General features: G+C 43.7%; 26 protein-coding genes and 1 pseudogene. 17 read left to right on the top strand and 10 right to left on the bottom strand.

Going from position 1 to position 26,677, the window contains the following annotated elements; all coding sequences use genetic code 11:
- Positions 1 to 28 precede the first annotated feature (28 nt).
- Complete coding sequence (gene ispF / locus C1712_RS08640) at positions 29 to 499, top strand: 2-C-methyl-D-erythritol 2,4-cyclodiphosphate synthase (RefSeq protein WP_102268457.1); 471 nt, start codon at positions 29 to 31, stop codon at positions 497 to 499.
- 80 nt (positions 500 to 579) lie between these two features.
- Here ispF and C1712_RS08635 read toward each other — a convergent pair whose 3' ends face one another.
- The 3 genes from C1712_RS08635 to C1712_RS08625 all read right to left on the bottom strand — a co-directional run bounded on the left by C1712_RS08635 (position 580) and on the right by C1712_RS08625 (position 4,121).
- Positions 580 to 1,557: a BglG family transcription antiterminator gene (locus tag C1712_RS08635; protein ID WP_281254642.1), complete on the bottom strand. Its 978-nt coding sequence runs from the start codon at positions 1,555 to 1,557 to the stop codon at positions 580 to 582.
- Between the two features lie 146 nt (positions 1,558 to 1,703).
- Positions 1,704 to 2,888 carry an IS110 family RNA-guided transposase gene (locus C1712_RS08630; protein ID WP_102266835.1) on the bottom strand — a complete coding sequence of 395 codons (1,185 nt, stop codon included), beginning with the start codon at positions 2,886 to 2,888 and terminating at the stop codon, positions 1,704 to 1,706.
- A gap of 108 nt (positions 2,889 to 2,996) precedes the next feature.
- A complete protein-coding gene (locus C1712_RS08625; protein ID WP_102268454.1) occupies positions 2,997 to 4,121 on the bottom strand; it encodes a BglG family transcription antiterminator in 1,125 nt (374 codons plus the stop codon).
- A 145-nt stretch (positions 4,122 to 4,266) separates the two neighbouring features.
- Between C1712_RS08625 and C1712_RS08620 the strand changes: the two genes are divergently transcribed.
- Genes C1712_RS08620 through C1712_RS08605 form a run of 4 tightly spaced genes read left to right on the top strand, consistent with a single transcriptional unit; the run spans position 4,267 to position 7,620 of the window.
- Entirely contained in the window at positions 4,267 to 4,593 is a 327-nt protein-coding gene (locus tag C1712_RS08620; protein WP_102268453.1) for a PTS lactose/cellobiose transporter subunit IIA, read from the top strand.
- Between the two features lie 4 nt (positions 4,594 to 4,597).
- Complete coding sequence (locus C1712_RS08615; RefSeq protein WP_102268451.1) at positions 4,598 to 6,004, top strand: glycoside hydrolase family 1 protein; 1,407 nt, start codon at positions 4,598 to 4,600, stop codon at positions 6,002 to 6,004.
- On the top strand, positions 6,001 to 7,305 hold the full coding sequence (locus tag C1712_RS08610; protein WP_102268449.1) for a PTS sugar transporter subunit IIC: 1,305 nt from the start codon (positions 6,001 to 6,003) through the stop codon (positions 7,303 to 7,305). The genes C1712_RS08615 and C1712_RS08610 overlap by 4 nt, the downstream gene beginning before the upstream one ends.
- Before the next feature lie 12 nt (positions 7,306 to 7,317).
- On the top strand, positions 7,318 to 7,620 hold the full coding sequence (locus C1712_RS08605) for a PTS sugar transporter subunit IIB (RefSeq protein ID WP_102268448.1): 303 nt from the start codon (positions 7,318 to 7,320) through the stop codon (positions 7,618 to 7,620).
- Positions 7,621 to 7,829: 209 nt separating this feature from the next.
- Here the strand turns inward: C1712_RS08605 and C1712_RS08600 are convergent, their stop codons facing one another.
- Positions 7,830 to 9,167, bottom strand: a complete 1,338-nt coding sequence (locus tag C1712_RS08600) for an ISL3 family transposase (protein WP_102265770.1) — start codon at positions 9,165 to 9,167, stop codon at positions 7,830 to 7,832.
- Positions 9,168 to 9,387: 220 nt separating this feature from the next.
- On the opposite strand from C1712_RS08600, the gene C1712_RS08595 reads away from it, so the two are divergent.
- From C1712_RS08595 to C1712_RS13260, 3 genes and pseudogenes are all read left to right on the top strand, one after another.
- Positions 9,388 to 9,819 carry a MarR family winged helix-turn-helix transcriptional regulator gene (locus C1712_RS08595; protein ID WP_102268446.1) on the top strand — a complete coding sequence of 144 codons (432 nt, stop codon included), beginning with the start codon at positions 9,388 to 9,390 and terminating at the stop codon, positions 9,817 to 9,819.
- Positions 9,737 to 10,810, top strand: a pseudogene (locus C1712_RS13265) (ATP-dependent metallopeptidase FtsH/Yme1/Tma family protein); the annotation flags it as partial. The gene C1712_RS08595 and the pseudogene C1712_RS13265, both read left to right, overlap by 83 nt.
- A 6-nt stretch (positions 10,811 to 10,816) precedes the next feature.
- Positions 10,817 to 11,650, top strand: a complete 834-nt coding sequence (locus C1712_RS13260) for an ATP-dependent metallopeptidase FtsH/Yme1/Tma family protein (protein WP_425436025.1) — start codon at positions 10,817 to 10,819, stop codon at positions 11,648 to 11,650.
- 39 nt (positions 11,651 to 11,689) lie between these two features.
- Here the strand turns inward: C1712_RS13260 and C1712_RS08585 are convergent, their stop codons facing one another.
- The gene (locus C1712_RS08585) at positions 11,690 to 12,043 is read right to left on the bottom strand and encodes an arsenate reductase family protein (protein WP_102268444.1); all 354 of its coding nucleotides are present in this window, start codon (positions 12,041 to 12,043) and stop codon (positions 11,690 to 11,692) included.
- A gap of 414 nt (positions 12,044 to 12,457) precedes the next feature.
- Here C1712_RS08585 and C1712_RS08580 point away from each other — a divergent pair, with 414 nt between their 5' ends.
- Positions 12,458 to 13,810 carry an MATE family efflux transporter gene (locus C1712_RS08580; RefSeq protein ID WP_102268443.1) on the top strand — a complete coding sequence of 451 codons (1,353 nt, stop codon included), beginning with the start codon at positions 12,458 to 12,460 and terminating at the stop codon, positions 13,808 to 13,810.
- Positions 13,811 to 14,260: 450 nt separating this feature from the next.
- Here C1712_RS08580 and C1712_RS08575 read toward each other — a convergent pair whose 3' ends face one another.
- Together C1712_RS08575 and C1712_RS08570 are read right to left on the bottom strand one after the other, a co-directional pair.
- Positions 14,261 to 14,923, bottom strand: a complete 663-nt coding sequence (locus C1712_RS08575) for an HAD family hydrolase (RefSeq protein ID WP_180963106.1) — start codon at positions 14,921 to 14,923, stop codon at positions 14,261 to 14,263.
- Between the two features lies 1 nt (position 14,924).
- Positions 14,925 to 16,535 (bottom strand): N-acetylglucosaminidase, encoded by a 1,611-nt coding sequence (locus tag C1712_RS08570; protein WP_102268439.1) that lies wholly within the window; start codon positions 16,533 to 16,535, stop codon positions 14,925 to 14,927.
- 225 nt (positions 16,536 to 16,760) lie between these two features.
- Between C1712_RS08570 and C1712_RS08565 the strand changes: the two genes are divergently transcribed.
- The 8 genes from C1712_RS08565 (at position 16,761) to ispE (ending at position 24,173) form a co-directional block, all read left to right on the top strand.
- Positions 16,761 to 17,993, top strand: coding sequence for an Mbeg1-like protein (locus tag C1712_RS08565; RefSeq protein ID WP_178199939.1), 1,233 nt, complete (start codon positions 16,761 to 16,763; stop codon positions 17,991 to 17,993).
- Positions 17,956 to 19,032, top strand: coding sequence for a chorismate mutase (locus C1712_RS08560; protein WP_102268436.1), 1,077 nt, complete (start codon positions 17,956 to 17,958; stop codon positions 19,030 to 19,032). Before C1712_RS08565 ends, C1712_RS08560 begins: the two co-directional genes overlap by 38 nt.
- A 2-nt stretch (positions 19,033 to 19,034) precedes the next feature.
- Positions 19,035 to 20,276, top strand: a complete 1,242-nt coding sequence (locus C1712_RS08555) for a pyridoxal phosphate-dependent aminotransferase (protein ID WP_102268434.1) — start codon at positions 19,035 to 19,037, stop codon at positions 20,274 to 20,276.
- The gene (dtd, locus tag C1712_RS08550; protein WP_102268432.1) at positions 20,273 to 20,725 is read left to right on the top strand and encodes a D-aminoacyl-tRNA deacylase; all 453 of its coding nucleotides are present in this window, start codon (positions 20,273 to 20,275) and stop codon (positions 20,723 to 20,725) included. The genes C1712_RS08555 and dtd overlap by 4 nt, the downstream gene beginning before the upstream one ends.
- 309 nt (positions 20,726 to 21,034) lie before the next feature.
- On the top strand, positions 21,035 to 21,832 hold the full coding sequence (locus C1712_RS08545; protein WP_102268430.1) for a 3D domain-containing protein: 798 nt from the start codon (positions 21,035 to 21,037) through the stop codon (positions 21,830 to 21,832).
- 124 nt (positions 21,833 to 21,956) lie between these two features.
- Positions 21,957 to 22,493 (top strand): ribonuclease M5, encoded by a 537-nt coding sequence (gene rnmV, locus C1712_RS08540; RefSeq protein WP_102268428.1) that lies wholly within the window; start codon positions 21,957 to 21,959, stop codon positions 22,491 to 22,493.
- Positions 22,490 to 23,344: a 16S rRNA (adenine(1518)-N(6)/adenine(1519)-N(6))-dimethyltransferase RsmA gene (gene rsmA, locus C1712_RS08535; RefSeq protein ID WP_102268426.1), complete on the top strand. Its 855-nt coding sequence runs from the start codon at positions 22,490 to 22,492 to the stop codon at positions 23,342 to 23,344. Before rnmV ends, rsmA begins: the two co-directional genes overlap by 4 nt.
- The gene (gene ispE, locus C1712_RS08530; RefSeq protein ID WP_102268424.1) at positions 23,334 to 24,173 is read left to right on the top strand and encodes a 4-(cytidine 5'-diphospho)-2-C-methyl-D-erythritol kinase; all 840 of its coding nucleotides are present in this window, start codon (positions 23,334 to 23,336) and stop codon (positions 24,171 to 24,173) included. Before rsmA ends, ispE begins: the two co-directional genes overlap by 11 nt.
- Before the next feature lie 397 nt (positions 24,174 to 24,570).
- Here ispE and C1712_RS08520 read toward each other — a convergent pair whose 3' ends face one another.
- From C1712_RS08520 to C1712_RS08500, 3 genes are all read right to left on the bottom strand, one after another.
- A complete protein-coding gene (locus C1712_RS08520; RefSeq protein WP_102268423.1) occupies positions 24,571 to 25,767 on the bottom strand; it encodes a tyrosine-type recombinase/integrase in 1,197 nt (398 codons plus the stop codon).
- A 79-nt stretch (positions 25,768 to 25,846) separates the two neighbouring features.
- A complete protein-coding gene (locus tag C1712_RS08515; RefSeq protein ID WP_021421702.1) occupies positions 25,847 to 26,050 on the bottom strand; it encodes an excisionase in 204 nt (67 codons plus the stop codon).
- A 375-nt stretch (positions 26,051 to 26,425) separates the two neighbouring features.
- Positions 26,426 to 26,674: a helix-turn-helix domain-containing protein gene (locus C1712_RS08500; protein ID WP_021421703.1), complete on the bottom strand. Its 249-nt coding sequence runs from the start codon at positions 26,672 to 26,674 to the stop codon at positions 26,426 to 26,428.
- Between the last annotated feature and the right edge of the window lie 3 nt (positions 26,675 to 26,677).

The following is a 26,677-nucleotide window of genomic DNA, read 5'->3' as shown; positions in this document are numbered from 1 at the left end:
ATTTCCAATATACCAGGAGCATGATTAGATGCGAATCGGACAATCCAGCGATATTCATCGGTTCGCCGCAGACAGAGAACTGATTTTAGGCGGTGTAACAATACCACATGAGAAAGGACTGCTTGGGCATTCTGACGCAGACGCCTTGCTTCATGCGATTGCGGAAAGTATTTTAGGCGCGTTGGCGCTAGGAGATTTGGGAAAGCATTTCCCCGACACGGATCCGCGTTATCAGGGAATGTCCTCTTTGGTAATCTTAAAAGAGGTGGGCAAAATGATGAAAGCAAACGGCTACCGGATCGGCAATATTGACGCCTTGATCATGATAGAGCGGCCTAAGATGGCGCCTTATATTGAAAAGATGCGGGAAAATATCGCCGCTGCTTTAGCTTGTGAGATCACCCAGGTAAGCGTAAAAGCCACAAGAGGAGAGGGCTTGGGATTTGTCGGAAAAGAAGAGGGCGTCTTGGCGCAAAGCATCGTACTGTTGGTACAGTAGTGTTTTCCCTTCTTTGACTAAAAAGAAAAAAGCGGTTTCCCGCTTTTTTTATGATCGAAAAGAATTTGGTACAACGATCTTCAACGCATATCTGCCTTTAAGCATTTGATAAAATCCTGATAATCCTGCGCCTGTATCAGTTTGGCAACCTTGCTTTGATTCCAGAGCACGTGGATGATACTGTTGTAGATCTTCATAAATTCCAGTCGATCCTGCTGTTTTACGGCAATCATCAAAACAATCTTGATCTGATGCTGATCCCAGTGGATCCCATTTTCGTTGATCAGAACACAAAACATCGTTTTCTTTGCATTCAGCTCCATGGCATGAGGAATGGCAAATGTTTCAAAAAAGCAGGTAGACGACATTTCCTCCCGCTTTAATACGGAATCGATAAATTCCGGCTGTGCTATTCCAAACGAAACGATCTGTTGCCCCAAAAAGCGGATCACCTCTTCCTTTTCGGTTAAGTCCGTGCGGTGAAAAAATAAATGTTCATCAAAATAGCGCGTCAGCAGGTCATGCTCCTGTTCGATCTTCCGCTCTTTCAAACAGGCGCTGATCGCTTCTTCGATCATGGAGCGATCCATGTCGGTATAAAACGGTGAGATCAGTAAGACCCGTTTATGCAAGATATACAAAGGAATGGTCGAAAGGATCAAATCGACATCCAGTTCATCGTTGTTGGCGGGAACACCGAATATGACATTGCTGATTTCTATGACGTCCGCATAATCTTTTTTCAAATACTTAATGATCGTCTGCGCGCTCTGATGATAATCCTCGCAGATCAACAATACCCGGACACGGTTGTGTTCTTTGGTACTGCTTTCGATCCCAAAACCGATATGAATGCTTAAAAAACCGATTTCCTCCTCCGGTATCGTAATGGCAAAAGCTTCCTCTAGCTCTTTTGCCAGATAGACCGCTACATCATAAATGAAAGGACAACTGAATTTAATGGTTTCGGTCGTGGCATTGCTTACATACTGATGGTATTTCGCACGCTTGATCAAAGCGTCTACATGCAAGGTAAAATTGCTTAGAAAGCTAACTATATAAAAATCAAGTAAATTGTATGAAAAAGTCTGAAAATAAAAATTTATTGAAGTTAGTTAGCTGAAGTTGTCTCGATCTTTGAAATAGTGAATAAAAAGGCATGACAAAAAGAACTTAGTAGAGGATCTAAGAATTTAGTAATGACTTATTTTAAAAGAGTTGAATCAAACGGTTGATTCGTTATTACCAGATGATAGATGATCCGAAGTAACTTTCGTACACAGTGTCCCTGAGCGCAACGATGGCCTTTCCCTTGCGACAACTTGAGATGATAGTATTCGTTAAATACAGGATTGTAGCGAATAACAGGTAAGATCACCTGATAAAGTGTTTTGCGAAGATATCGTGATCCCTTCTTGGTAATGGCTGTATGTTGGGCTTCATATTGACTTGATTGATGCTTATATGGGGAAACACCGGCAAATTTGATGATTTGAGACGCCTTAGAATAGTTGCGTAAATCTCCTAATTCAGCTAAAATAGAAGTACCGGAGAAATGTGAGATTCCCGGTATGGTGAGGATAGGAGAGTTAAGTTGCGTGCTGAACTCTTCTATTTTTATATCCACATCGTTGATTTGTTCTTTGATCAATTCGATCAAATCGATCAGATGACGTATTTCGATCACTTCAGCCTTTGAAGGAAACCCGATCGAATGCTTAGCAGCTTCTTTTAATTTTTCCGGTGTCAGTGAAATAGTGCGGCCGTTCCTATTGGTTTCGAAGCATTTGCGAATATTGCGGATATCGGCATGAGCAATAGCATTCGCACAGCCAAACGCTTTTAAGACCTTCATATATACAGTTCCATACTTGGATTTAAACAGGGAGTTATATTCAGGAAAAACGATATCAATACATTTCTGAAGCTTATTGGCATATACGTTTAATTGTTCCTTGAGATCGTGATGTTCACGGGTCAGACGTTTCTGCTCATAAAATTCAAAATTATTGATTTTAGAAATCCTGTAACCCTTTTTACGAGGACTGGAAGCCAGGACATCACAGATGGTCATGGTATCCAGGTTGTCGTCTTTGGTAGGATTTAGTTGCATCTTTCGGGTAAGATCGGTCGTTATGGGATTGATGAGTGCAACGGTATAACCGGAATCGAGTAAAAACTTCAAAAGGTTGAAATGATAATGGCCTGTATCTTCCATACCGATCAGCAATTTGTCTTTGGGATAAAGCTTGATGTTGCCCATCAGAAAATCAAAGCCTTGTTTATTGTTTTTAAAAGAAACAGGACTGACGAGGATTTCGCCATTGGAAGAATCCATGATGCAAAACATGTGAGAGAGCTTACCGACATCGATTCCAACAAGAAACATAAAAACACATCCTTTCTGAAATAAGAGTATGTGAAGTGAAGAAACCACAGCACTTAGACCATAAAACCTGGAACGAGATACGAATTCAAAGACTCATCTAACTCATCATTATTTTGGAATAAGGAGTGGTAAGAACCTTTCTAAAGTAGTCAGAGCCACAAGGAGCAATACAAATCCACATTCACATATTTCAATCATACAGACAATGAACCCCGTAATCAACCACGGGTATAAAGGTTGATAGAAAGGAAAAGGTATGTTGTAATGACTTTTAGATGAGTCATTTCCAATATACCAGGATGCATAATCAATGTGAAGCATATAATACTGAAAGGTGCGATGCAGGATCGCGCGTACTTGTTCTTTGAAAGCGGCAGAGATCATGGAGCTTGCACCTTCCTCGCTAAACAGGATATAGGGCTTGATCTGGCCGATGAGCAGCAGGGCGATGTAAGCGACATCTTCCGGATAAATATGAATGGGGTAATGCTGCGCGTATTGTTCGCATATATCGCGGGCGATCTGATATTCGATCGAACTGCGGTCGATCGGATCCGCCAATGCTTCCATGTAATGCTTATTGCGGATACGAAACAGCGCAACGGCGATATTTAAGAAGAGCGCACCGGCATAACTTGTTTCCAAATGACAGTGATAACGCTCGATCGATGCCTCGATCATCTGTTTGCAGCGCAATAGATTCATATCGCCGAAATCTGACGTCAGCTTTTCAAAAGACGGCTGTCCCGGTTTTGCTTCTTCCCGCAACAAGTGATTGATCAATTTGCGTTTGTCATATTCGCTGCCATCGATCCAGATATGATTGTGTTTTCTTTTTACATGGAGCTGATAAGCAGCAAGCGGCGCATGAAGCTGTTTTAGATGAGATAACAGTGTGCTTGTGCTGAGATAGCAGCGCTCGGCAAAGTCATCAATAGAGATTTCGTCCTGTGCCAAAAGCAGTTGTTTCAACAGCGCGTGTTGTTCATTTTTCTGGTCAGGCAGAAAAAACAGCGCATGCAGATCCGCATCGGTATCGGCATTGATCATATATCCTTGATTGGTGGAAAGGATCAGCTTGTCGTGAAAGATCTGATTGATCGCTGTGATCTCATATTGCAGGGTGCGAAGGGAAATATGTAAAGCATCGGCAAGCACTTTCCCTTTGACAAACGCCGGCATTTGCATGAGATAACGGATGATTTTCTTTTGGCGATCACTGAAAGCATACACAACTTATCACCCCTCTTTGTTATTATATAAATATATTATAACAGATAAAAAGAAACAATCTTTTTTTTGCGGGGTACTATGCAAAAACAAATTGGAATGATACGAGGTATTTGTTTTAGAATAAGGACAAGGAAGGAGTGAGAGCATGACTAAGGAGGAAATGCAGTCTATGGCGTTTATGATGATTGCACATGCAGGCAGTGCGTTTGATTGCTTCTATCGCGCCGTCGATCTTGCCGAAGAAGCTCGTTTTGAAGAGGCGAGGACGACGATGCAGACGGGGAAAGAGGAATTAAATGCAGCGCACCGCTCACAGGCAGATTTACTGAGTGCAGAGGTCAGAGCAGAGGATATTCCTTTCAGCATTATCATGAGCCATGCACAAGATCATCTGACGATGGGGATCTTTATGGAAAGGATGGCGGAAAAGCTGATACGCGTTTATCAGAAGCTGGAAGCGGGAAAGGAGTGAAGATATGGAGCTGAAAGAGCCGTTTTTGTGGGGAAGTGCAACCGCCGCATACCAGTGCGAAGGCGGTTATCGGGAAGATGACAAAGGAGAATCGATCTGGGATGTGTTCTGTCATAGTGAAAAAAACAACATCAACGCAGTAACCGGAGATGTTGCCAGTGATCATTATCATCGCTATGAAGAAGATATCCGCATGCTGAAAGAAGGAGGACAAAACGCCTATCGCTTCTCTTTGGCATGGACCCGGATCATTCCCAAAGGCACAGGTAAAATCAGTCAAGCCGGCATCGCTTTTTACAAACGGGTGCTTGCCGCATGTAAAAAGTACGGTGTAACACCACTGGTAACGATCTATCATTATGATCTGCCGCAGCCTTTGATGGAAATCGGCGGATGGGAGAATCGAGAAGTGGCAGAAGCGTTTGCGGACTATGCGCAGGTGTGCTTTGAGGCCTTTGGCGATGAGGTGCGCCATTGGGTCACCATCAATGAACCGGATTACGATACGATGTGCGCTTATGCGGTCGGAAATTACCCGCCGAATGTAACCGACATGAATCGCCGTGCGAAGGCGCTATATCATATGTTGCTGGCAAGCGCAAAAGCAGTAAGCCGTTTTCGCAAGTTACAGGCGAAAGGCATGATCGGTCTGGTTCACGCTCCTTATCCGATCGCCACGCTGCAAGATGATTTGGCTTATCGGGAAGCGGCGAAAAATGCCGATCTGTTTTATAACCGCTGCATTGCCGATCCGACGATCACCGGGTGGTTCTGTGATGACCTGTTCGTAAAGTTAAAGGAAAGCAACATCGATCTATCTTTTATAAAAGAAGGGGACAAGCAGTGCTTTATGGAAGGTACGGTAGATTTTCTGGGATTGAATGTATATGAGCGGGCAGTGGTAAAGCCTTATACGAGCGGAGAAACCTGTTTGAAGATCAACAATACCGGAAAAAGCAAGGATAAGACCAGCATCATCGTAAAAGGATGGTTTGAGTTGGATAAAGATTCGGAGGTAAAACGCAATCCATGGGGAATGGAGGTTTATCCGAAATGTATCTATGACTTGCTTTATATGATGAAAGAGCGTTATGGGGATATTCCTTTCATCATTACCGAAAATGGGATCGGCTATTATGACAAGCTGGAAAACGGACAGGTACATGATCCTTATCGCATCGAATATCTTGATGGATTTATCGACTGGATGTGGAAAGCCAAAGAAGAAGGCATTGATGTACGCGGTTATTTTGTCTGGTCTACGATGGATCTATACAGTTGGATCAATGGCTATGAAAAACGCTATGGTCTGGTGTATGTCGATTATGAAGATCATGAAAAGCGTTATCCGAAAGATAGTTATTATTGGTATCAAAAAAAGATTGATGAGAAAGAAGGGAAAGAGTTATGAACAAATTGAGTGCGATGCTTGAGCGCTATGTGGCGCCGATGGCGAATAAATTAGCGCGGCAGAAATATGTGCAGGCGATTCAAAGTACATTTTTGACGATGATTCCGTTTTTGACCGTCGGCAGCTTTGCTTTGATCCTGATCTCTCCGGCAATGGATTTCCATGAGATGGATCCGGGCATCATGCGGACCTTTATGGAGGGCTGGCAGTGGTTTGCGGACTTCGCTTATGGACCTTTGAATGCGATCAACTATGCGACGATGAGTTGTTTGGCGCTGTATCTGGCGTTTGGCATGGGGTTCTTTTTATCCAAGCATCATGGCATGAAGGGATATTTGCCGACAGTGTTGTGCGGGATCTCATTTATTGTTGTAAATGCAATCGCACCGGATGGCAGCTTTACCACTGACTATTTGGGTGGTACCGGTTTATTCGGTTCGATGATCACCGCCGGCATTGCTTTTGAACTGTATCGTTTCCTGTATGACCATAAAGTAGGAAGAATTGAACTGCAGGGTGGTAATGTACCGCCGGCGCTGACGGAATCGTTTGCGTCTTTGGTGCCGGTCGTAATTGTATTGGCAGTGATGGGACTGATGAGCACAGCGGTCATCACTTTTGCGGGAGTACCGTTCCCGGGCTTGATCGGCGCCTTGTTAGAACCGGTCGTTTCCATGATCGACAATGTATTCGGCGTAATGATCCTGTCTTTGCTGGTCATGGTGCTTTGGTGGTTCGGCATTCACGATTCGGTCATTACCGGTCCTTTGACACCGTTCTTGTATCATAATCTGTCGGTGAATATGACTGCTTATGCGGCAGGTACTGCGGCGATTGCACTGCCTTATGTATTAACGGAGCCGTTTTGGTGGACGTTTATGGCGATCGGCGGCAGCGGTGCGACATTCGGTTTGGCGCTGTTGTTATTGAGAAGCAAATCCAAACATCTGAAAACAGTCGGAAAACTAGGAATCATACCGGCATTCTTCAATATCAATGAGCCGATCATCTTCGGTATGCCGTTAATGCTGAATCCGACGATGATGTTTCCGTTCGTATTCGCCATGACCGCAAACGGTGTCATCTCTTATTTGTTGATGGATATCGGTTTGGTTGCCAGAACTTTCGTTTATCCAAGCTGGAACATGTTCTGTCCGATCGGGGCGCTGCTGGCGACATTGGATATAAAAGCGGTGCTGTTGGTAATCGGACTGATCATCATGGATATGATCATCTATTATCCATTCTTGAAAGTATATGAAAAACAGAAACTGCAGGAAGAAGCAGAAGTAGCGAAATAGCGAGGGAAAGATATGAAAATATTACTAATGTGCAATGCGGGCATGAGTACCGGCATCTTACAGATGAAGCTGGAAGAAGAAGCGCGTAAACATCAGGTCGAGGCGAATGTGGAGGCGATCCCGATGGGAGAATTGAATGAGAACATCGACAGTGCTGACATCATACTGCTCGGGCCGCAGATTCGTTTTGCTTATCAGGATGTTGTAAAACAGGCGCAGGGCAAACCGGTCCTCTTGATCGATGTGCAGGATTTCGGCATGATGCGTGCTGACAAGATCTTTCAAAATGTGCTGGAAGCATGTAAAGAAGCATAATAAGTATGTGAATTATGTGAGAATAAAAGGGAATTATCGACTTGCGGTAATTCCCTTGCTTTTTTTAGTAATCTAAACTTTCGAGTGGTTTTGAGAAAATGAACTCTAAACTTTCGAGTGGTTTAAGATGAGATAAAAGGTGGTATATTTAGTACAAGTAAGTACTAATGAACCACCTTTTTATGTGTCGAGAAGTACGATTCATTTATTTATTTGTTTTTATTATATTTGCCTCTTCTTTTGCCTTGAACTTTATTAGATTTTAATTGATTTGTAATTGAATAGAAAACCTTTGGATTTAAAGCAAAAATACATCTTTTTCTAAAACGGATAAAATTAGATACTCCTTTTGATACAGATAAATATGTTCTAATTTGCCCATTGATATTTTCACAGAGTGCATTGCTTAGTTTGTGCTCATCAAAAGGTCTTTTGAATGAATTAAGAATTTCTGGTTTCCAGTTTTCAAGTGTTTGAATAAAATCATGGAACTCTGATATTCCTGATTTTTTAAAAGCTTCTAAAATAGAATTGAACCATTCCTCACAATTTTCTTCCGTTGCATTTTTATTAAAGGTTAAATACATCTCTTTTAGGTGATATCCTAAAGCCAATGTTTCACTAATCTCAAGAATTAAATCAAGTAGCTGTCTTTTGTTTAGTTTCATTTTGAAGCGATTATTGTAGACTGGTTCATTATCGAGAAAAACATTCTTTTCAATTAAGTCTTTCCATGTTTTGAGTAAATAGTAACTATCACTGCCATATTCTACCTGATACATGATATTAAGACGTATACGGCGGAAACTAGTCATTAAATGTTCGACAACATGAAATGGATCAACAGCTACAATGCAGTTAGGGAAATACTTATTCGCTACTTCTTTATAAGGAAACCACATATCAATGGTTACATATTTTACGTTGTTCCGTTCTATTTGAGGAATCTTTTCAAAATAACGTTTTAATTCTGCTTTAGAACGAGATGGAAGTATTTCAAAAAGAGAACGTTTCTTATTATCCACCATCACACATAAATAAGCAGAATCTTTTCGTTTTGCCATTTTTGAATGAATCTCATCAATCCCTATAGATTCAGGTAGAGTGATTCTAGGAATGTTTACGAAGCTATCAAAATATCTTTGTACTTGGGTAGGAGAGATATGGTTCAGCTCAGCTACCATTTTATATGAATAATTCAAATTAGAAAGCTGCTTCATAATGTTTTCAAAAGAAAGATAAGAATTTCTAAAGTTAGAAAAAGTGAAAGGATTTTTCCCAGAGAAAGTACGCAAGCATTCGTTGCATTGATAACGATGGTTATAAAAGATAATTACCGCTTTTCTATCTGTTAGTTTAGGGTGATTGATTATTTTAGGTTTCGAATAGCCATTGGCATGAACGACACCATAACAAAAAGGACAAAATAAATCACCATCGTGGTTTAAGACGATATGAAACTCAGTTTTATCCTTACTAGTAACAACATTCATTTTTTTAATCTTTTTTCTATCAATATTAAATAAATCTGTGATAAAATCATTCATAGGTTAAATACCTCCTTCGTGTAATTTCTTCTCGACAAAGAAATCATATCACGAAGGTTTTTTATTCACCCACACAAAATGTTAGAGGTATCTGAAAAATACCACACATAAGTTTAGGGCGTACCCACACCCACACGGAAGTTTAGAGCGCCCTTTTTTTGATACGGATGTTTATACTACATTTATTCAATGCGTGAAATATTAAAGAGAGGAAGGCAATATGAAGCAGGATTATGATGTCTTGATATTTGATGAAATGCGCAAGATCGGTGCATCTTTGCATGTGATCTTAAACCGCAGATGTGAACCTTACGATATTACAAGAGTACAGGCGGAGGTACTGATGGAACTGCAAAATAAAAGGCAGTTAAGGATCAGTGAATTAGCAGATACGCTGTCGCTTAGCATTTCCAATCTGTCGGCGATCGCCAAGCGGATGGAGAAAAGCGGCTTTGTGGAGCGGGTGCATGACTTTAGGGATCGGCGTATCGTGTACTTGCAGATGACTGAAAAAGCAAAGGAATGCTTACAGGACGTATGCAGGCAGGAAAGTCTGTTTGCGGATCTGAATGAAAAACAATTTCAGAAGGTCATGGAAGGCTTGCAGGTGCTTTCCGCCTATATTGAGGAAAGGAGGAAGTCAAATGAATAATAAACAGAAGAAACCATTGTATTATTATTATTTTTTAATGTTGATCATCATTATTTTATTAAATGCATTCGTATTTCCGATGTTAAGCAATTCCCGCACTGAGGAAGTCAGTTATAGTACATTTTTGAAGATGCTTGACAAGGAGCAGATCGAAATCGTAGAGGTGCAGAATGAACAGATCGCTTTTAAGAAGTCGCAAGAAGATCAGACGATCTATATTACGGGGCGAATGGAGGATCCCAATTTAGTGGATCGCTTGGCAGAGTCTGATGTGAGCATGACGCGGGTATTCCCGCAGGAAATGAATCCGTTGTTATCTTTCTTGATTCAGTTTATCTTGCCGGTCATTTTCATGTATGCGCTGGGTACATGGTTCTTTAAGCGAATGCAGAAAAAGATGGGTAAAGACGGTATGACATTTGGCGGCGGCGGTCTTGGTAGTTTCGGTGCGAGCAGTGCAAAAGTGTATGTGCAGGCACAAAGCGGCAAGACGTTTCAGGATGTAGCCGGGCAAGAGGAAGCGAAGGAAGCGCTGAAGGAAATGGTGGATTTCTTGAACAATCCGAAAAAATACCAGCGGATCGGCGCACAGATGCCAAAGGGCGCATTATTGGTGGGTCCTCCGGGTACCGGGAAAACGCTGCTTGCGAAAGCGGTTGCCGGGGAAGCGGGTGTACCGTTCTTCTCGATTTCCGGCAGTGAGTTTGTGGAAATGTTTGTCGGGTGAGGAGCAGCACGGGTGCGTGATCTATTCAAGCAGGCACGAGAGAAAGCGCCTTGTATCGTCTTTATCGATGAAATCGATACCATCGGAAAAAAACGCGACGGCAGCGGCTTAGGCGGCAATGAAGAGCGGGAACAAACATTGAATCAGCTATTGGCAGAGATGGATGGTTTTGACGGCAGCAAGGGCGTCGTGATCTTAGCGGCGACGAACCGTCCGGAATCTTTGGATCAGGCATTGTTAAGACCGGGACGATTTGACCGGCGGATCCCGGTGGAATTGCCGGATCTGGCAGGACGAGAAGCAATCTTGCGCGTACATGCCAAAGATGTCAAGATCGGCACGAATATTGACTTCAATGTCGTGGCGCGTGCTACGGCCGGTGCCAGTGGTGCGGAATTAGCCAATATCGTCAATGAAGCGGCACTGTTAGCGGTAAAAGATGATCGTGATATCGTTTCTCAAAAGGATTTTGATGAAGCGGTGGAAACGGTAATTGCCGGCTATCAGCGTAAAGGTGCGGTGATTTCGAATCGAGAAAAACTGATCGTGTCTTATCATGAGATCGGACATGCACTGGTGGCAGGACTTACGAAGAACTCGGCCCCGGTGCATAAGATTACCATTATTCCGCGTACCAGCGGTGCGCTTGGCTATACGATGCAGGTGGAGGAAGAGGAAAGCAATCTGATCAGCAAAGAGGAAGCGATTGCTCGCATTGCGACAATGACCGGCGGTCGAGCAGCGGAAGAAGTGGTATTCAAAAGTGTTACGAGCGGCGCCGCAAACGATATCGAGCAGGCGACAAAATTAGCAAGAGCGATGGTTACCCGACTCGGTATGAGCGATAAGTTTGATATGATGGCGTTGGAGACGGTTACCAATCAGTATTTAGGCGGTGATACGCAGCTGGCATGCAGCGCTGATACAGCGACAAGAGTGGATGAAGAGGTGCTGAAGATCATCAAAGAAGCACATGCTTACGCAGTGGATCTATTGACGAAGAATATTGATAAGCTGCATGAACTGGCAAAATATCTGTATGAAAAAGAAACGATCACCGGAGAGGAGTTTATGGAAATTCTGCATAACGGTGCAAATGCGTAAATAAAAAGCGGATTCACTTTGCAGGGGATCCGCCTTTTATTATTTTAAGCTGAGATAAACGCCCGGCTTGTAGCCGATGATGACCTGATCGCCGTAAATCAGAAGAGGTCGCTTCAACAGCATGCCGTTTTCACTTAGCAGCTGCAACTGTTCTGTTTCGCTCATCGTAAGCCGTTTGTTTTTGATATCCTGGGCTCGATATTGTTTGCCTGATGTGTTGTAGAACTTTTCTAACGGCATACCGCTTTTTTGGAGATAATCTCGCAGCTCATCGGCAACGGGTGTCTGTGTAACGATATCCTTCAGCGTAAAAGTGATACCTGTTTCTTCTAATTCTTTTTTGGCCTTTTGACAGGTAGAACATTTTGGATACCAAATAAAAAGTGCGTCCATTTTATCACCTCTTTGCATCATTATAGCATAGATCACCAGATGCGTCGCAGTGTTTGCCTATGAGGATAAGAGCATGCAAGCTGATTGATGATTGTATTTGGGCGAAAAAAGAAGCACTGGGAGTTTTTGATGTCAAAACAATTGTGCAAGAAGCAGAAGACGACGGATTTTAGAGAATAGAAAAAACGATCATTTGTAAATGCAGGTGATCGTTTTTACATATCCAAACAGGAAATCCGTATGATATGCAGATAAAATTTCAGTAAATAACGATGTACTTATTTTTGCTTATGAACAGGGTAAATAAAAAACAAGTAATATCAACTTGTCATAAAAATGAAAATATGTTTTTTAGAAAATAGGCTTCCGGCTTTGTCAGCGCATGTTATAATACAATTTGTAATAGGTGATCACATGAAAAAGAGTTTAACAGAAGGTGCAATCGGAAAGAGCCTTATTTTATTCAGTTTGCCGATGATTGCCGGCAATCTGCTTCAACAGTTATATAATGTTGCGGATACCCTGATCGTCGGGCAGACGATCGGTGCAGAGGCGCTTGCGGCAGTTGGTTCTGCTTATGCGCTAATGGTATTGCTTACTTCGATCATACTGGGGTTATGTATGGGAAGTGGAGTTGTGTTTTCACAGCTGTATGGGGCAAAACGAGAAACGGATCTGAGAATCAGCATTGCCAACGCATTTGTGTTGATCCTGATCGTATCTGCCTTGCTTTGCATACTTGCTTATTTGCTCTTGGATCAACTGCTGATCTGGCTTCAAATACCGGAAGAAGCATACCATCATGCAAAAGAGTATCTATCTGTGATTTTCAGCGGTATCCTGTTTGTGTTTCTCTATAATTTTTTTGCGGCTGTTTTACGCAGTGTCGGGAATACCGTTATTCCACTGCTTATTTTAGCGGTATCTGCACTTACGAATATCGGATTGGATCTTGCCTTTATCCTGCTTTTTGACATGGGCGTCAAAGGCGCCGCATGGGCAACGGTTGCGGCACAGGGCGTTTCCGCTCTGTGCGTTATCCTGTACTTCTTTTATCGAGAAAAAGAAGTTTGCCCGCGTAAAGAACATCTGCATTACCGAAAAGATCTGCTTGTTTTCATTATGACGAATGCATCACTGACAGCGGTGCAGCAGTCGATCATGAATTTCGGCATCTTGTTGGTACAGGGGTTGGTAAACAGCTTCGGCTTTGCGGCCAGTGCAGCATTTGCGGCAGTCGTTAAGATCGACGCTTTTGCCTATGTGCCGGCACAGGATTTCGGCAATGCCTTCGCAACCTTTGTGGCACAAAACTATGGCGCCGCAAAGAGCGGGCGTATCCGCAAAGGGATCAAGACCGCAATGACGACCGCTGCGCTTTTCTGCATGATCGCTTCATTGCTGGTATATCGATTTGCGAAAGAGCTGATGCTGCTGTTCATCAAGCCGAGCGAAACAGAGATCATATCGATCGGGATCACCTACCTTCATATCGAAGGGGCGCTTTATATCGGGATCGGCATCCTGTTTCTGCTGTACGGACTTTATCGTGGCTTAGGAAGATCGTCTATGTCGATCGTTTTGACCGTGCTGTCTTTGGGTACTCGTGTATTGCTCGCGTATGCCTTATCCTCGGTTGATTGGATCGGGATGAATGGAATATGGTGGGCCGTTCCGATCGGATGGGGAGTAGCCGATTGGTTCGGGATCCACTATTACTTAAAAAAGAAACACGAGCTGCTTTCCATAGATAATAATGTTTGTTAATGTGTGTGTTCAATGCTAAGAGATTTAGATACTATGAATGCTGTAAAACGATTGCCCACGGCAGCTTTGGCTTGTTCGATTCGCTAAGCGATCTTCCCCGCCGTTTTTCTTCGATAATGCTTCTCCTTTCTTTACGGTATAATCATACAAAATGATCATGGCATAAAATGTCGAAAAATGTAGAAACCCTTAAAAAAGTAAAAAAAATAAAAGAAATTTTGATAAAGGCAGATATTTTTAACTAGTTTACATACGATAAGTGTTTTATGGATGTGCGGTTTGGGAAGCGCTCGTATAAATGATCAACAAAAACAGTTGCTGAGAGCACGAAAAAGCGTTAAGAGCATTTAGGAGAAAAAGAAAAAAGCTCATGATAAGTTAAATTCCTAAATAGGCACAAATAAGAAAGCATGCGATCGACAAAGCCTATAAGCCGCTTAAAAACGCTCTTTATTTAAGGAGAGCGCGGTCAAACTGATCGAAATCAGCAATCGTCAGATCGGCACCTGCCTGTTTTTGTTTGGGTGCCAAATGTGCATCGCCCAGCGCACAGATCAAAGCGGCTGATACAGCTTTGGCGTGTCGGATACCGGATAGTGAATCTTCAAAAATAATACAGTTCTGCGGAGGTACGCGCAGATTTCTTGCCGCATGCCAGTACATTGCACTTTTATCTTTATGATAGCCGTCGTCATATACGATCATGCTCGGTTCGATCCAGCGGTCTAAGTGAAATGTTGAAATGAAAAAGCGGATGTTTTCCGCAATGGATGCAGAAGCGATGGTAAAGGGAATCTGTTGTTTTTTTAATTCGTCAAATAATGCTTGTGCGCCTTTGACAAGATGAGTAAAAGCGGGATCCTGTTTACATAAAGCACGATAAATCGCCTCTTTGCGTGCAGATAAACGCTTGGCTTCCCGCTCGCTTATCTGTGGGAACAGCGTTTTTAAGATATGCAGATTCGGCGGCCCGACAACAAGCTCCTTTTCTTCTTCACTTAACGGGGTACCGCGTACTTCTTCTACTAATGCTGTCCATGCAGCTAAATGCTTGGGACCGTCAAAAAAGAGCGTCCCGTTAAAATCAAATATCACACCTTTGATCTGTTTCATGTCATTCCTCCTGTTCTGCTTTGACCCATACCCGTGCCTCTTGCTCCTGATAAAGACTGTTTGCATCAGGGACAAGGGAGGAAGGATCGATCGCTGCATCGCTTTGCACCTCATACCAGATTTCCCGGCCGATCGTCTTTTGATCTACAACGATGAGAGGCAGTGCGGTGGTTGTCTGATAAAGAACTTTCTCATTAGGCGCTGTGTAAAAAGCAGTACCGGCTTCGACCCACAAGATCGTTTCTTTTCCATGATCCTTCGCCCCAAATGCTTCATCGATGCGCTGTAAATGAGAAGCGATTTTTTCACCCCAGTAAGGGTCAGAGGCATAACGTACATTCATGCCGTTTGCCTTATCGCCTAAATGACTGCCGTGCCAGCGTGTATCAGCGGGATTGGCATAGCTCTCGATCAAATACTGCTGCACATGGCTTTCCAGACATTCGGCAATGCTTTGATAGGTAGCCGCACTTGCATAAGGATCATCGTCATATGCACTGTGTCCAAATAAATTATGCTTCGCACAGGCGATATTGCTTCTGCCTGCATCGCTTTCATGAATGGCCGAAGCAAATAAAATGAGCGCGTTTATCGTATAACGATCTTGCATATCCAAAAAGAGCGAACCGCTTTTGTACAGGATTGAAGCAGATGCGTCTGCCGGACAAGTCGTAGGCAAAGAAGTGATGCCATAAGCTTCTTGTAAGTAAGCATTCAATACCGTTTCATCATGATCGGTATGTGAGCGCTGTGGCAAATATTGAAAATACTGATAGAAAGGAACGCTGTTTACGGCGTTTGTATGACATTCAGCGCGCACATCATCGGCCATTGCTTCAAAACTTTCATAAAAATAATGTCCATCATAACTGTAATAGATTCCATCTTGCAGCGAAGCAGGCGCCGCACCTAGATCGATCTGAAATTGTTTGGCGCTGTCTTTGACGTTTCCGCTGCCATAGTGCAGCAGTCTGCCTGCACTTACCTGATAATGATTGATCGCTGCAAGCGCAGGATCGTGGATGTCATAAAGCTGTGCCTGATCAGGGGAAATCTTACCGATGGCAGCGCTGATCTGAAACAGCCACCCTTCCGCATAGCCAACATACAGCGCATCTGCGCCATAACAGCCGTTCAGATACCCCTTGCTTTGATCAAGATAGGTAAAAGCTGTGGTCTGCGTGCAGACATCGTTTGGAAAAACGATGATCCCATAGCGGATGTCGATCATTTGATCATCCTGCAGGATAGCAGGATTGTAAGTGCCGCGCTCGATCTCCTGCTGCATCAGCATTTGCGCCTCATCCAGTGAATCAGCCGTATGTAGTAGAGTGGCACGATGTGATCGGTCATATGCGACGATCTGATAACTGCCTTTATTTTGTAAAAGGATGATTGCGGCAACGATGCCGATTACGATGAACAGCAGAAAAAACGCTTCCGTTAAAGTCAGTGGTTTTGCGGATCTGCGTCTTTTGACCGTACGTCGTTTTTTCGTCTTGCTCATTTCATCACTTCCTTTTATCCTGCGCTGTTTCGATAATGAAAAAGCATCGGGAACAAATATTTCTTTTGCCGATCCTTTCAAAAACAGCAGATTTGTTTTTCTCATTATATCAAACAGTGATCTGCCTGCACAAATACTGTTTTGAAAAAGGAACGAAATGATATTGATTCCTCTGACAACAGAAAATCACTTTTGATGGATCCTGCAACAAAGGGAAAGAATGTAAAAAAGCATGATTTCACAGCAGGCGCAATAGATTTTTTGTGGAATTTTATGCAGAGAAGGGCGCTTTGCGTTATAATAATAACAATTATAAAGTGTGGTGAGAATATGAACGACAGCGGTATTTATTATGATCTTTGCTTGTTTTCCTATTTTGATATTCCCCGCTTTATAAAATCGATGTCCGTTGCGGCATGGATCGAAACGCTGCTGCAGGATGAAACAGAGATGGCGCGTTATCAGCACGATGTATTTTTTCAAAGCTATGCAGAAGCCTTGCAGGCAAGCGATCATGAGCGCTATTGTGATTATTATATTGAGGATTATTATAATGATAATCAAAAAAGCGGTGTGGTTGCGTATGTGATCGTTCACAAGGAAGATGTTTATGTCGTATTTCGTGGCAGTGAAACGCTGGATGCACAAACACAGCGTACAGGGTGGCAGGACTGGCAGGATAACTTCCATCTGTTTTTGAGCGTACCGAGCGAACAGCAGATGATCGCAAGAACTTATGTGGAAAACTTGTCGATCAAAGGGAAACTGCATTTATGTGGTCATTCTAAAGGCGGCAATCTGGCGGGATTTGCCTATCTATGTGCGAGTGCGGATTTGGATGAAAAGATCGTCTCAGTCGTTGCCTTAAACGCCCCCGGCTACAGTGCGGCGATCTTGTCGCCTTATCGGGAACGGATCGAAAGCGATGCTTTTTCAAAACGCCTTTGCTGGATCGAAAGTGAGCATGACTGTATCTCAGCCATGTTTGCGCCGCTCAAGCAGCCGCTGATCGTAAAGTCTGCCTATCCGCTGCATAACATCACTTCCTTATTTCACTGTCATAACGTATATGGTTTTGTCAGGGAGGAAGGACAGTTTGTCGAGGCAAAGAAAAAACACCCGATTTGTGAGATGTGCGGCTATTTCACCAATCAGGTGTTCATGAAAAGTAAAAAAACGCAGATCCGCGCTGTTGTGGATACGGCGGATTCTTATTTTGAAAGCGGACTTTCACTGCCGGAGCTATATCATGTGCTGGTGTATCATTTAGGGCAGTATGCGAAAGTCTTTGATGATTTAAGTTATGAGGAAGTAGCCGTGCTGGAATTTTCTACTTTGAAAGAGCGTTTATTAGAAGCGTATGTACATGCAAAGCTCAAACAGCTGCCGGGCATGCATCAGCAGATTGCGGCAGGCGTGCAGCAGATGATCGAACAGTTGGTCAAAAACAGGCGCTTTAGCAGAAGCAGGCAATCCGGCATCAATAAAAAGCATACAGACAACAGGAAAAAGAAGGTGGAAAAAGATGGACAAACTGAAACAGGCAAGAGCGATCATCAATGAAACAGATGAGGAGATGGCCAGACTGTTTGAAAAACGGATGCAGGCGGTAGAACAGGTAGCTAGGTATAAGAAAGAAAAGGGACTGCCGGTATTTGATGCGAAACGGGAAGCGGAGATTTTAAGCACTTGTGAACAAAGGATCAAGGATCCTGCGTATGTGGAAAGCTATCGTGACTTTATAAAGCAGCTGATGGATCTTTCCAAACAGTATCAAAAAAAGGTTCTTTCAGAGGATGTCGTAGCTTATCCCGGGGTGGAAGGCGCTTTTTCCCACATGGCGGCTTTATCGCTTTTCCCCGATGCCCAGTTGGCGCATTATCAGACGTTCCCACAGGTCGTCATGGCAGTGGAGGAAGGAGCGGCGAAATACGGGGTGCTGCCGTTTGAGAACTCTTATACCGGTGAGGTCGGTGAAGTGTTGGATCTGTTGCATGAACATGACGTTTCTATCGTTGATACGCTGGCTTTGCCGATCGATCAGAATTTATTAGGCATCAAAGGTGCGTCGATAAAAGATATCAAGCAAATTTATTCACATCAGCAGGGCTTGTCCCAGTGCGCCCAATTTTTAAGCGGCAGAGCGGTCGAGCTGATTCCTTATCCCAATACGGCGTTGGCTGCCAAGTATGTAAGTGCGTGTCAGGATCCTCATAAAGGAGCGATTGCTTCTAAAGCGACGGCGGATTACTATGATCTTGCTTTGCTTGCGGAAAACATCAATACGGCCGCTACTAATACGACACGTTTTATCGTCATCAGCAAAACACCGGTGAAGGAAGGAAATCGTTTTGCGATGATGGTTACGATCAAGCATGAAACCGGCGCCTTGGCGAAAGTGATCGAATTGATCGCACGCTATGACTATAATATGGAAAATATCAAATCTCGTTCCTTGAAGGATCGCCCATGGGAATATTATTTTTTGATCGAAGTGGTCGGTTCGCTGAAGGAAGAAAAGGCAAATCGGTTGATGCAGGAACTGAAGGCTTATTGTGAGCAGTTTCGGCTTATTGGCTCTTATGCGCGAAAGGATGTGTAAAAATGGCATTTGTTAAGAAACAGGTAGATGTAACACCGATCGAAGATACGGTGTTTGCGATCGTGAAGTTGGCAAAGCAGGCGATTATGGAAAAGGGCGACGATGCGGTCGTTAATGCGACGATCGGTTCGCTTTATGGGGAAGATGGCAGGATCGTTGCATATGACAGTGTGTTTGGACCATACGATCGCATCAAAAAAGAAGTAAAAGCCGCTTATGCCGCAAGCTTTACCGGCAACGAGAGTTATCGTAAACAAGTATATGAATGGGTTTGTGGTGACAATAAACTGCATTTGGCACACAGCGTGATCGCTACGGCAGGAGGCAGCGGTGCGGTTTCTATTGCCATCAATGAAATGTTAGATGAAGGACAGACTTTGGTGATCCCGAAGATCGCATGGGGGTCTTATGCGTTAATGGCGTCTATGCACAATGTTGCGGTAACAAGCTATGAGCTGTTTGACGGCGACCGATTCCATTTGCGGGATTTTGAGCGAGTATGTCGGGAAGTCATGGAAAAGCAGCATAAGCTGCTGGTAGTGATCAATGATCCTTGTCACAATCCGACCGGTTATTCGATGAGCATGGCGGAATGGAAACAGGTGATCGACTTTCTGAATGAATTATCTGCGCTTGGCGATGTGGTGATCTTAAATGATGTCGCTTATATCGACTATGCGTATCAAAAAGATGCCAGAGCCTATTTATCAGTCTTGAATGAGATGAATGCGCATGTGATGTGCATCGTGGCATTCAGCTGTTCCAAAACTTTGACTTCTTATGGACTACGCTGTGGGGCGGCACTGCTTTTAGCGAAAGATGCGGCACAGGTGCGGGAAGTGGAAATCGTTTTTGAAAAGATGGCGCGTTCTCTTTGGTCGAATATACCCAATGCGGCCATGGAGAACTTTACCTATGTGACGACGATCGGTAGAGATGCGTTTTTACAGGAAAAGCAGGAATATGTGGAATTGCTGAGAAAGCGCAGCGCCTGCTTTATCGAAGAGGCAGAAGCGTGTGCACTGCCGTGTTATCCTTATAAGGAAGGCTTTTTCGTAACGGTAAAAATGCCGGATAATCAAACGCGCGATCGCTTTCATGAAGCGCTGATGAAACAGGACATCTATACGGTAAAGGTCAATACCGGCATTCGGGTGGCGATCTGTTCCCTGCCGCTTAAAAAATGTGAGGGACTGGCAAAACGTATGAAAGAGATTTATGTGCAGGTGGAGGCAGAAAGATGAGAGTGGTATTACAGCGGGTAAGCAGAGCAAAGGTAACGATCGAAGGAAAGGTGCATGGCGCGATCGAAAAAGGACTGATGTTGCTGGTGGCGATTTCCCCAAATGATGAGGAAGAAACCTTGCGCAAAGTGGCAAAGAAGATCGTCGATCTGCGCATCTTTGACGATGAGCAAGGAAAGATGAATTTATCGCTGCATGAGGTAGCGGGCAAGATTTTAAGCATTTCTCAGTTTACCCTTTATGCAGATTATCGCAAAGGGCGTCGTCCCGGTTTCAGCAATGCGGCCAAGCCGCCTTTCGCAAGCGATATGTATGAGCGCTTTAATGCGATCCTGCAAGAAGAATACGGAGCAGTCGTGGAAACCGGTGTGTTCGGCGCTGAGATGGCATGTGAACTCGTCAATGACGGACCGATCACCATCATGATCGACAGTGAAGAATTGGCATAAAAAAGCAAAGAAGATAGATGTGCAAACAGAAGCATCTGTCTTTTTTTATGCAGCTCAGCACATACTGATGTGAAATATATAGGTAATTTCACAATGTATAGAACACATAAAACTGGGAATTATAGGCATATAGATGTTTGAGGACGTCTGTTTTAGCACGTTTTATATGAAAACGCATTCAGTTTTAGGAAATATGTGGGAAATAGTAAAAATATACGACGTTTCCAGTATGTGAAAAAATAAAAAATTGGACAAGTTCTGGAAAATGTGCTAGAATAACCCTCGACTTTGCGAAAAGGAGGAAAAGAAATGAAATTAAAACGAACTGCATTCGCTTTAATCTTATGTATTTTCGCTTTATCAGGCTGTGTGGCCGGCAAGGAAACAGATTCTGTCATTCAGGCAGAGGCACAAGGAAATTCCACGAGAAAAAAGGTGGAAATCGTAACGACAAAAGAAGCAATCGTCAATACAGAGACAACATATTTAGACTATGATGGCGGATCCGGCATTTCTTGGATCGCCACTGCGGTAAGCGAACCGGTAGAGGGCACGATCGAAACGACTTATAAGATGACGATCAGCGCTGACGGCGAGGTGCTGGAAAAAGAAAAGTTAGCCGGGAAAAGAAAGGTAACCCCTGCTAAACCGGCGGTCATGCAGTTTGGCGGCAGCGTCAGCGTAGGAAGTGAATTTTTCCCGCGTACCACGACATATGGAGTAGACTGCATCGGCTGCAGCGGGCAATACAGCGGAGTGGGCGGTACGGCTGCCGGGGTGAAGCTCAGCGTGAGCCAAGGCGTATTACAGCCAAACGGAACTTGGCAAAGCGGGATCAAATACGGCGATTATTATATCGTCGCGGCAGATCGATCGATTCCGATCGGCACCGTATTAGAAATCAGCAATCACGGTTATAACGGATTCGGTTTAGTGAGCGGACAGCCGTTTTATGCCATGGTGCTGGATCGCGGCGGCGGTATCTGGGAAAATCATCTAGACCTTTATGCGGGCAGTGAGAAGATCGGCGGTCTGCACATTGATTACAGCGTACATCAGCCGAAAGCGAAGATCGTATCGCTGGGCAGCGGCGTCAAGCCATTTTAATTTGACAGAAACAATGTCGCCCTTTCACAGGCGGCATTTTTTATATTTCGCTAAAAGAGCGTTTTGTGTATTCAGTGGGAATATGGTACAATAGCGGCATAGAAAAAAGGGATGAAACAGCATTATGAAGATACAGGAAATCATCGTCGTAGAGGGAAAGCATGACAGCGACCGCCTACATCAGTATTTTGATTGTGATACGATCGAAACCGGCGGACTCAGCTTAGATGAAGGAAAGTTAGAAATGATCAAACAGGCACAGGAAAAAAGAGGCGTTATCATCTTTACCGATCCGGATACGCCGGGGGAAAAGATCCGCATGAAGATCAATCAGTACATACCGGACTGTAAAAACGCTTATGTCAAGGCAAAGGATGCGAAAACAAAGCGGAAGGTCGGGATCGAACATGCCTCGCGTGAAGTGCTTGAGGAAAGCTTGACACATCTGTTTACCTACCGAACAGATCTAGAGAATACGCTTGCTTATGAGGAATTTCTTGATCTTGGATTAAACGGCGCACCAAACAGTGCCGAAGTAAGAGAAGCGCTGGGAGAGCGTTTATTGATCGGCAGGCCGAATGCCAAGACCCTTTATAAACGGTTAAATATGTTACAAATGACAAAAGCGGAGGTAGAAGCGCTATTGGAGGAGATCATATGAGCAAAGCGATCGCAACGCCCAGCAGAACCAAAGAAATATTAGAAACCTATGATTTGTTTACGAAGAAAAACTATGGGCAAAATTTTCTGATCGAGCCGGGCATCGTTGAAAAAATCGCCCGCAGCGCAGTCATAAGCGATCATTGTGTCGTGATCGAAATCGGTCCGGGCATCGGTGCCTTGACGCAGCAGCTCGCTTACTTGGCACAAAAGGTCATCGCGTTTGAGATCGATGAACGACTGCCGAAGATCCTTCGTGAAACACTGGCAGAGTTTGATAATGTGGAAATCGTCAATCAAGATTTTCTCAAAGTCGATATCGCGGCTTATGTGAAATCATACACAGAGCAAGGCTATGATGTGGTGGTGGCAGCGAATCTGCCTTATTACATTACGACGCCGATTTTATTTCAACTCTTTGAAGCACAGGCGCCGATCGCTTCGATCACGGTCATGATGCAAAAGGAAGTAGCCGATCGTTTCAGCGCTAAGCCCAATAGCAAAGACTATAACGCCTTATCGATCATTACGCAGTATCGCTGTGAGGTAAAGCCGCTCATGAAAGTGCCAAGCAGTGTATTTCAGCCGAAACCGGCAGTCGATAGTGCGGTGGTACAGTTTTTCTTAAAGAAGAAACAGGATCAGATCGAAGAAGAGCCGTTTTTTGCGATGATAAAAGGCTGCTTTAAGCAAAGAAGAAAAACGATGTTAAATAATTTCGGCACCTTTTTACAGGACAAGGAAAAAGCGATGCAGTATTTGGAAAGTGCCGGCATTGATGCGAAGTGCCGTGCAGAAAGCTTGACGCTGGAACAATTTATCCGTTTATACGAGGTGGCATATGGAAGTTAGAGCAAACGCAAAGGTCAATTTATGTTTAGATGTTCTGCGCAGAAGAAAAGACGGTTATCACGATCTGGAGATGATCATGGTGCCGTTACAGCTGCACGATCTGTTACAGGTGGAATTAGCCAAGCAGGATGAACTGCACAGTGATGATAAACAAATGCCTCTTGATGAGCATAATACGATCTGCCGGGTCATTTCATTGATGCGCGAGATGTATCAGCTGAAAGCACATTTTTATGTGTCGGTGCGCAAGCATATCCCAATGGAAGCAGGACTAGCTGGAGGCAGTGCAGACGCCGCCGCAATGATCCATGCGATCGATATTTTATGCGGTCTGCATTTAAGCATGGAGGATAAGATTCGCATCGGCAAGCAGATCGGTGCAGACGTTCCGTTTTGCTTGGTCAATCAGCCGGCACTTGTGAGCGGAATCGGAGAAAAGATCGAACCTTTTTCATTTTCCTGTGATTTCCATATGCTTTTGGTAAAGCCAAGTGAAGGGGTATCTACCAAAACGGCTTACCAGATGTTGGATCTTGCAAGGTGTGCACATCCGGATTGTGAAGCGGTCAAAGCGAAGCTGCAGGAAGATGATTTTGCGGGACTATGTCAAGAGATTGGCAATTCATTAGAGGAAAGTGCATTTCGTTTGACTTCAGCAGTACAAAAGCTGAAAGCGGAATTAACAGCATATGGATTTGCGGGTGTACTGATGTCAGGGAGCGGTTCCTGTGTATTTGCGCTTACGCAGGATGAATCCTTGTTAAAAGATGCCTATCAGCATTTTCGGCAGCATTATCCGTTTGTGGAATTGACGACGGTTCGCAAATGATCGATCCTTAGACTATAAAAATAGTAGGTTCGTATAATCAATTTGATAGTTAAAACGTGAAAGGTCGCATAAACGAAAAGTTTTGCGGCTTTTCGTGTGCCTGCCTCAGTAGTAAAAATGCCGTTTGGCTTTTTTGTACCTGCTTCCTTTGCCCACAAGGTAAGTCTATAGCTAATGGAACCGAATCAATCACCGCATGTACGGCAGCAGAATGGGGTTTCATACTTAAAAACTCACTAAATTTCTGATTATCTTTTCATAAGCTGGTAAATGTCGGTATAGCCTGTATTTTAGGGCTTTATCGGCATTTTCCTTTTGGAAGATACTCTGCATAAGCTGGCATTTACCAGCATGAAAATGCAACCAAAAGTAGTAAATGAGTAGTACAATCACCGATTTAAGAAGCAAGAGCCAGTCTTTCAATTTCTGCTTTTGCTGAATTGAAAGTACCGTGTGCGTAGTACCCTAATGTCATGGTGATGTTTGAATGTCCCATGATGTATTGCAGGGTGTTCGGGTTCATTCCTTTGTTTGCCATGTTCGTGCAGTAGGTATGTCTGAATGAGTGCGGTGTGATGTTTGGTAGCTGGTCTTTATGTGTCTTGTTGTATTTCTTCACAAGCCCACGCAACATACTTTCGTAGTTGCCAGCCACTTTAGGAAAGCCCTTTTGATTTAGGAACAGGAAATTGCTGTAACCATTGATAACGATAGGCTCTGCCTTTCCTCTGTTCTGTAACACTCGCTTAAAGGCTTGATAGGCTCTTTCTGTCATTGGAAGCTGGCGTTCTCCTTTTTTGGTCTTAGGTGTTTCAATGTAGTAGCCGATTTCAGTATCTTTCAATAGCTGGTGGTCTACATTGATGATACGGTTCGCCATATCAATATGGACTGTCAGACCGCAAAATTCAGAGATACGAAGCCCCGTTTCCAGAAGAATAACCACTTCATCATAATACTTGCTGTACGTCTTGTCCTGTTCCATAAAGGCAAGCAATTTTTCTTCCTGCTCTGGCGTGAGAATGACTTTGGGTTCTGAATTATCTTCCAGAACGTCGCTCAATTTGAAGTTAAAAGGATTTTTTCTGATACAGTCGTCCTCAATCGCCATATAGAATGACGCTTTCAGAGAACGCTTGTAGTTGCTAATCGTCTTGTAGGAAAAGCCATTCTCATACATTCGCATAGCCCATTCCTTACCGTCCGATAGCTTCACCGTATCAATGCTCCTTGCACCCAGAGGGTCGTTTTCCAGAATTTTCATAAGGTACTGGCGACCTTTTTCTGTGTTGCGTTTCACATTTTTTCTCTGGCTGTTCTTCTTTGCGTAGAGCTGGCAGACTGTCATTTTCCCACCTATGGTATTGATACCGTCGTCGAGGTCTTTCTTAATCTTTTTCTGCTTTTCCCTCAATGACAAATCTTCACGTTTCCCAGCGGGTGTCTTGTCTGTCGGAACAAGTTTCCAAGCATAGACAAACTGTGGTTGCCCGTACATATCGGTATATTTGTAAACGTATCTTCCGTCTTTTCTCTGGCTCTCTCCAAGTCGTAAATTGCGTCCCTTGCTGTCTTTTCTCTTTACATTAGACATAGTGCGAAGCTCCTTTCCGTCAAGGAATGAGCCGTTGATACGCTATACTTTATTATACCATACCTACGGCTCGCTGACATTAGATTTCGTCTAATGTATCAATGATTTTTTCAAACTGTTTTCGCTTAATCTGCACACGGTTTCCATTCACAATCACCCAGCCAGCGTCGAGGTTTTCCTCTGCCAGCTTACGCAATTTCTTTTCCCCGATACGGAAGTATTTTGACGCTTCCTCAATCGTCAGCGTGTACTTCTCCCAGATAGGCACATCAGTATTGTTCATAAGTATGCACCCCCTTTACTGTGTGTCTTATGGAAGCAGACAGACGGCTTTGGCAAGCTCCACTGGCATTTCAGCCATTCCCATTCCTGTGGGCAGAACCGCACCATGCGGATGTATCATTATTCTGTGAATACAGGTCGTGGCAAAGCGACTTTTCCAACGGTCACTCTCGGATCACTGCATGGGTCGCTCGCTTCCCCTTATGGAAAAGGTCGTGGCGTACAGTCCCCGTGGCTCGCTGTATCACAAACGTATCTGTCTGCTTTATTCACTTGTCAAAGAACAGTGGCGAAAGCCATAGGCTCTCATGTGTAAAAGCAGAGGGCAGGACAGGAAAGAGGAGATTTCAACAAATCATGCCCTGCCATGATTGCTTTATTCTTCTGTTGGAACTGTACCAATATCGAAGTCTAAAATCATTTTGATAATAGCTTCTCTGATACGTCCTTTAAGCTCCATATCTACTACGATATAAACATTACCGTATTCATCATACAGAGGACGCAAACAGCATTTTGATATGTACGGGTCATAAAATGCCAGTATTCTTTCAATAGACTGTTCATTTCCGTCCACAGCAGATGAAATAAGTCGATAGGGTGGAAGTTTGTACCCTTTTTTCATGTT

Source organism: Massilicoli timonensis (assembly GCF_900199515.1).
In the GTDB taxonomy this organism is placed as follows: Bacteria; Bacillota_I; Bacilli_A; order Erysipelotrichales; family Erysipelotrichaceae; genus Massilicoli; species Massilicoli timonensis.
The sequence above is the reverse complement of the archived record's forward strand: the minus strand, read 5'-3'. Positions and strand labels throughout refer to the sequence as shown.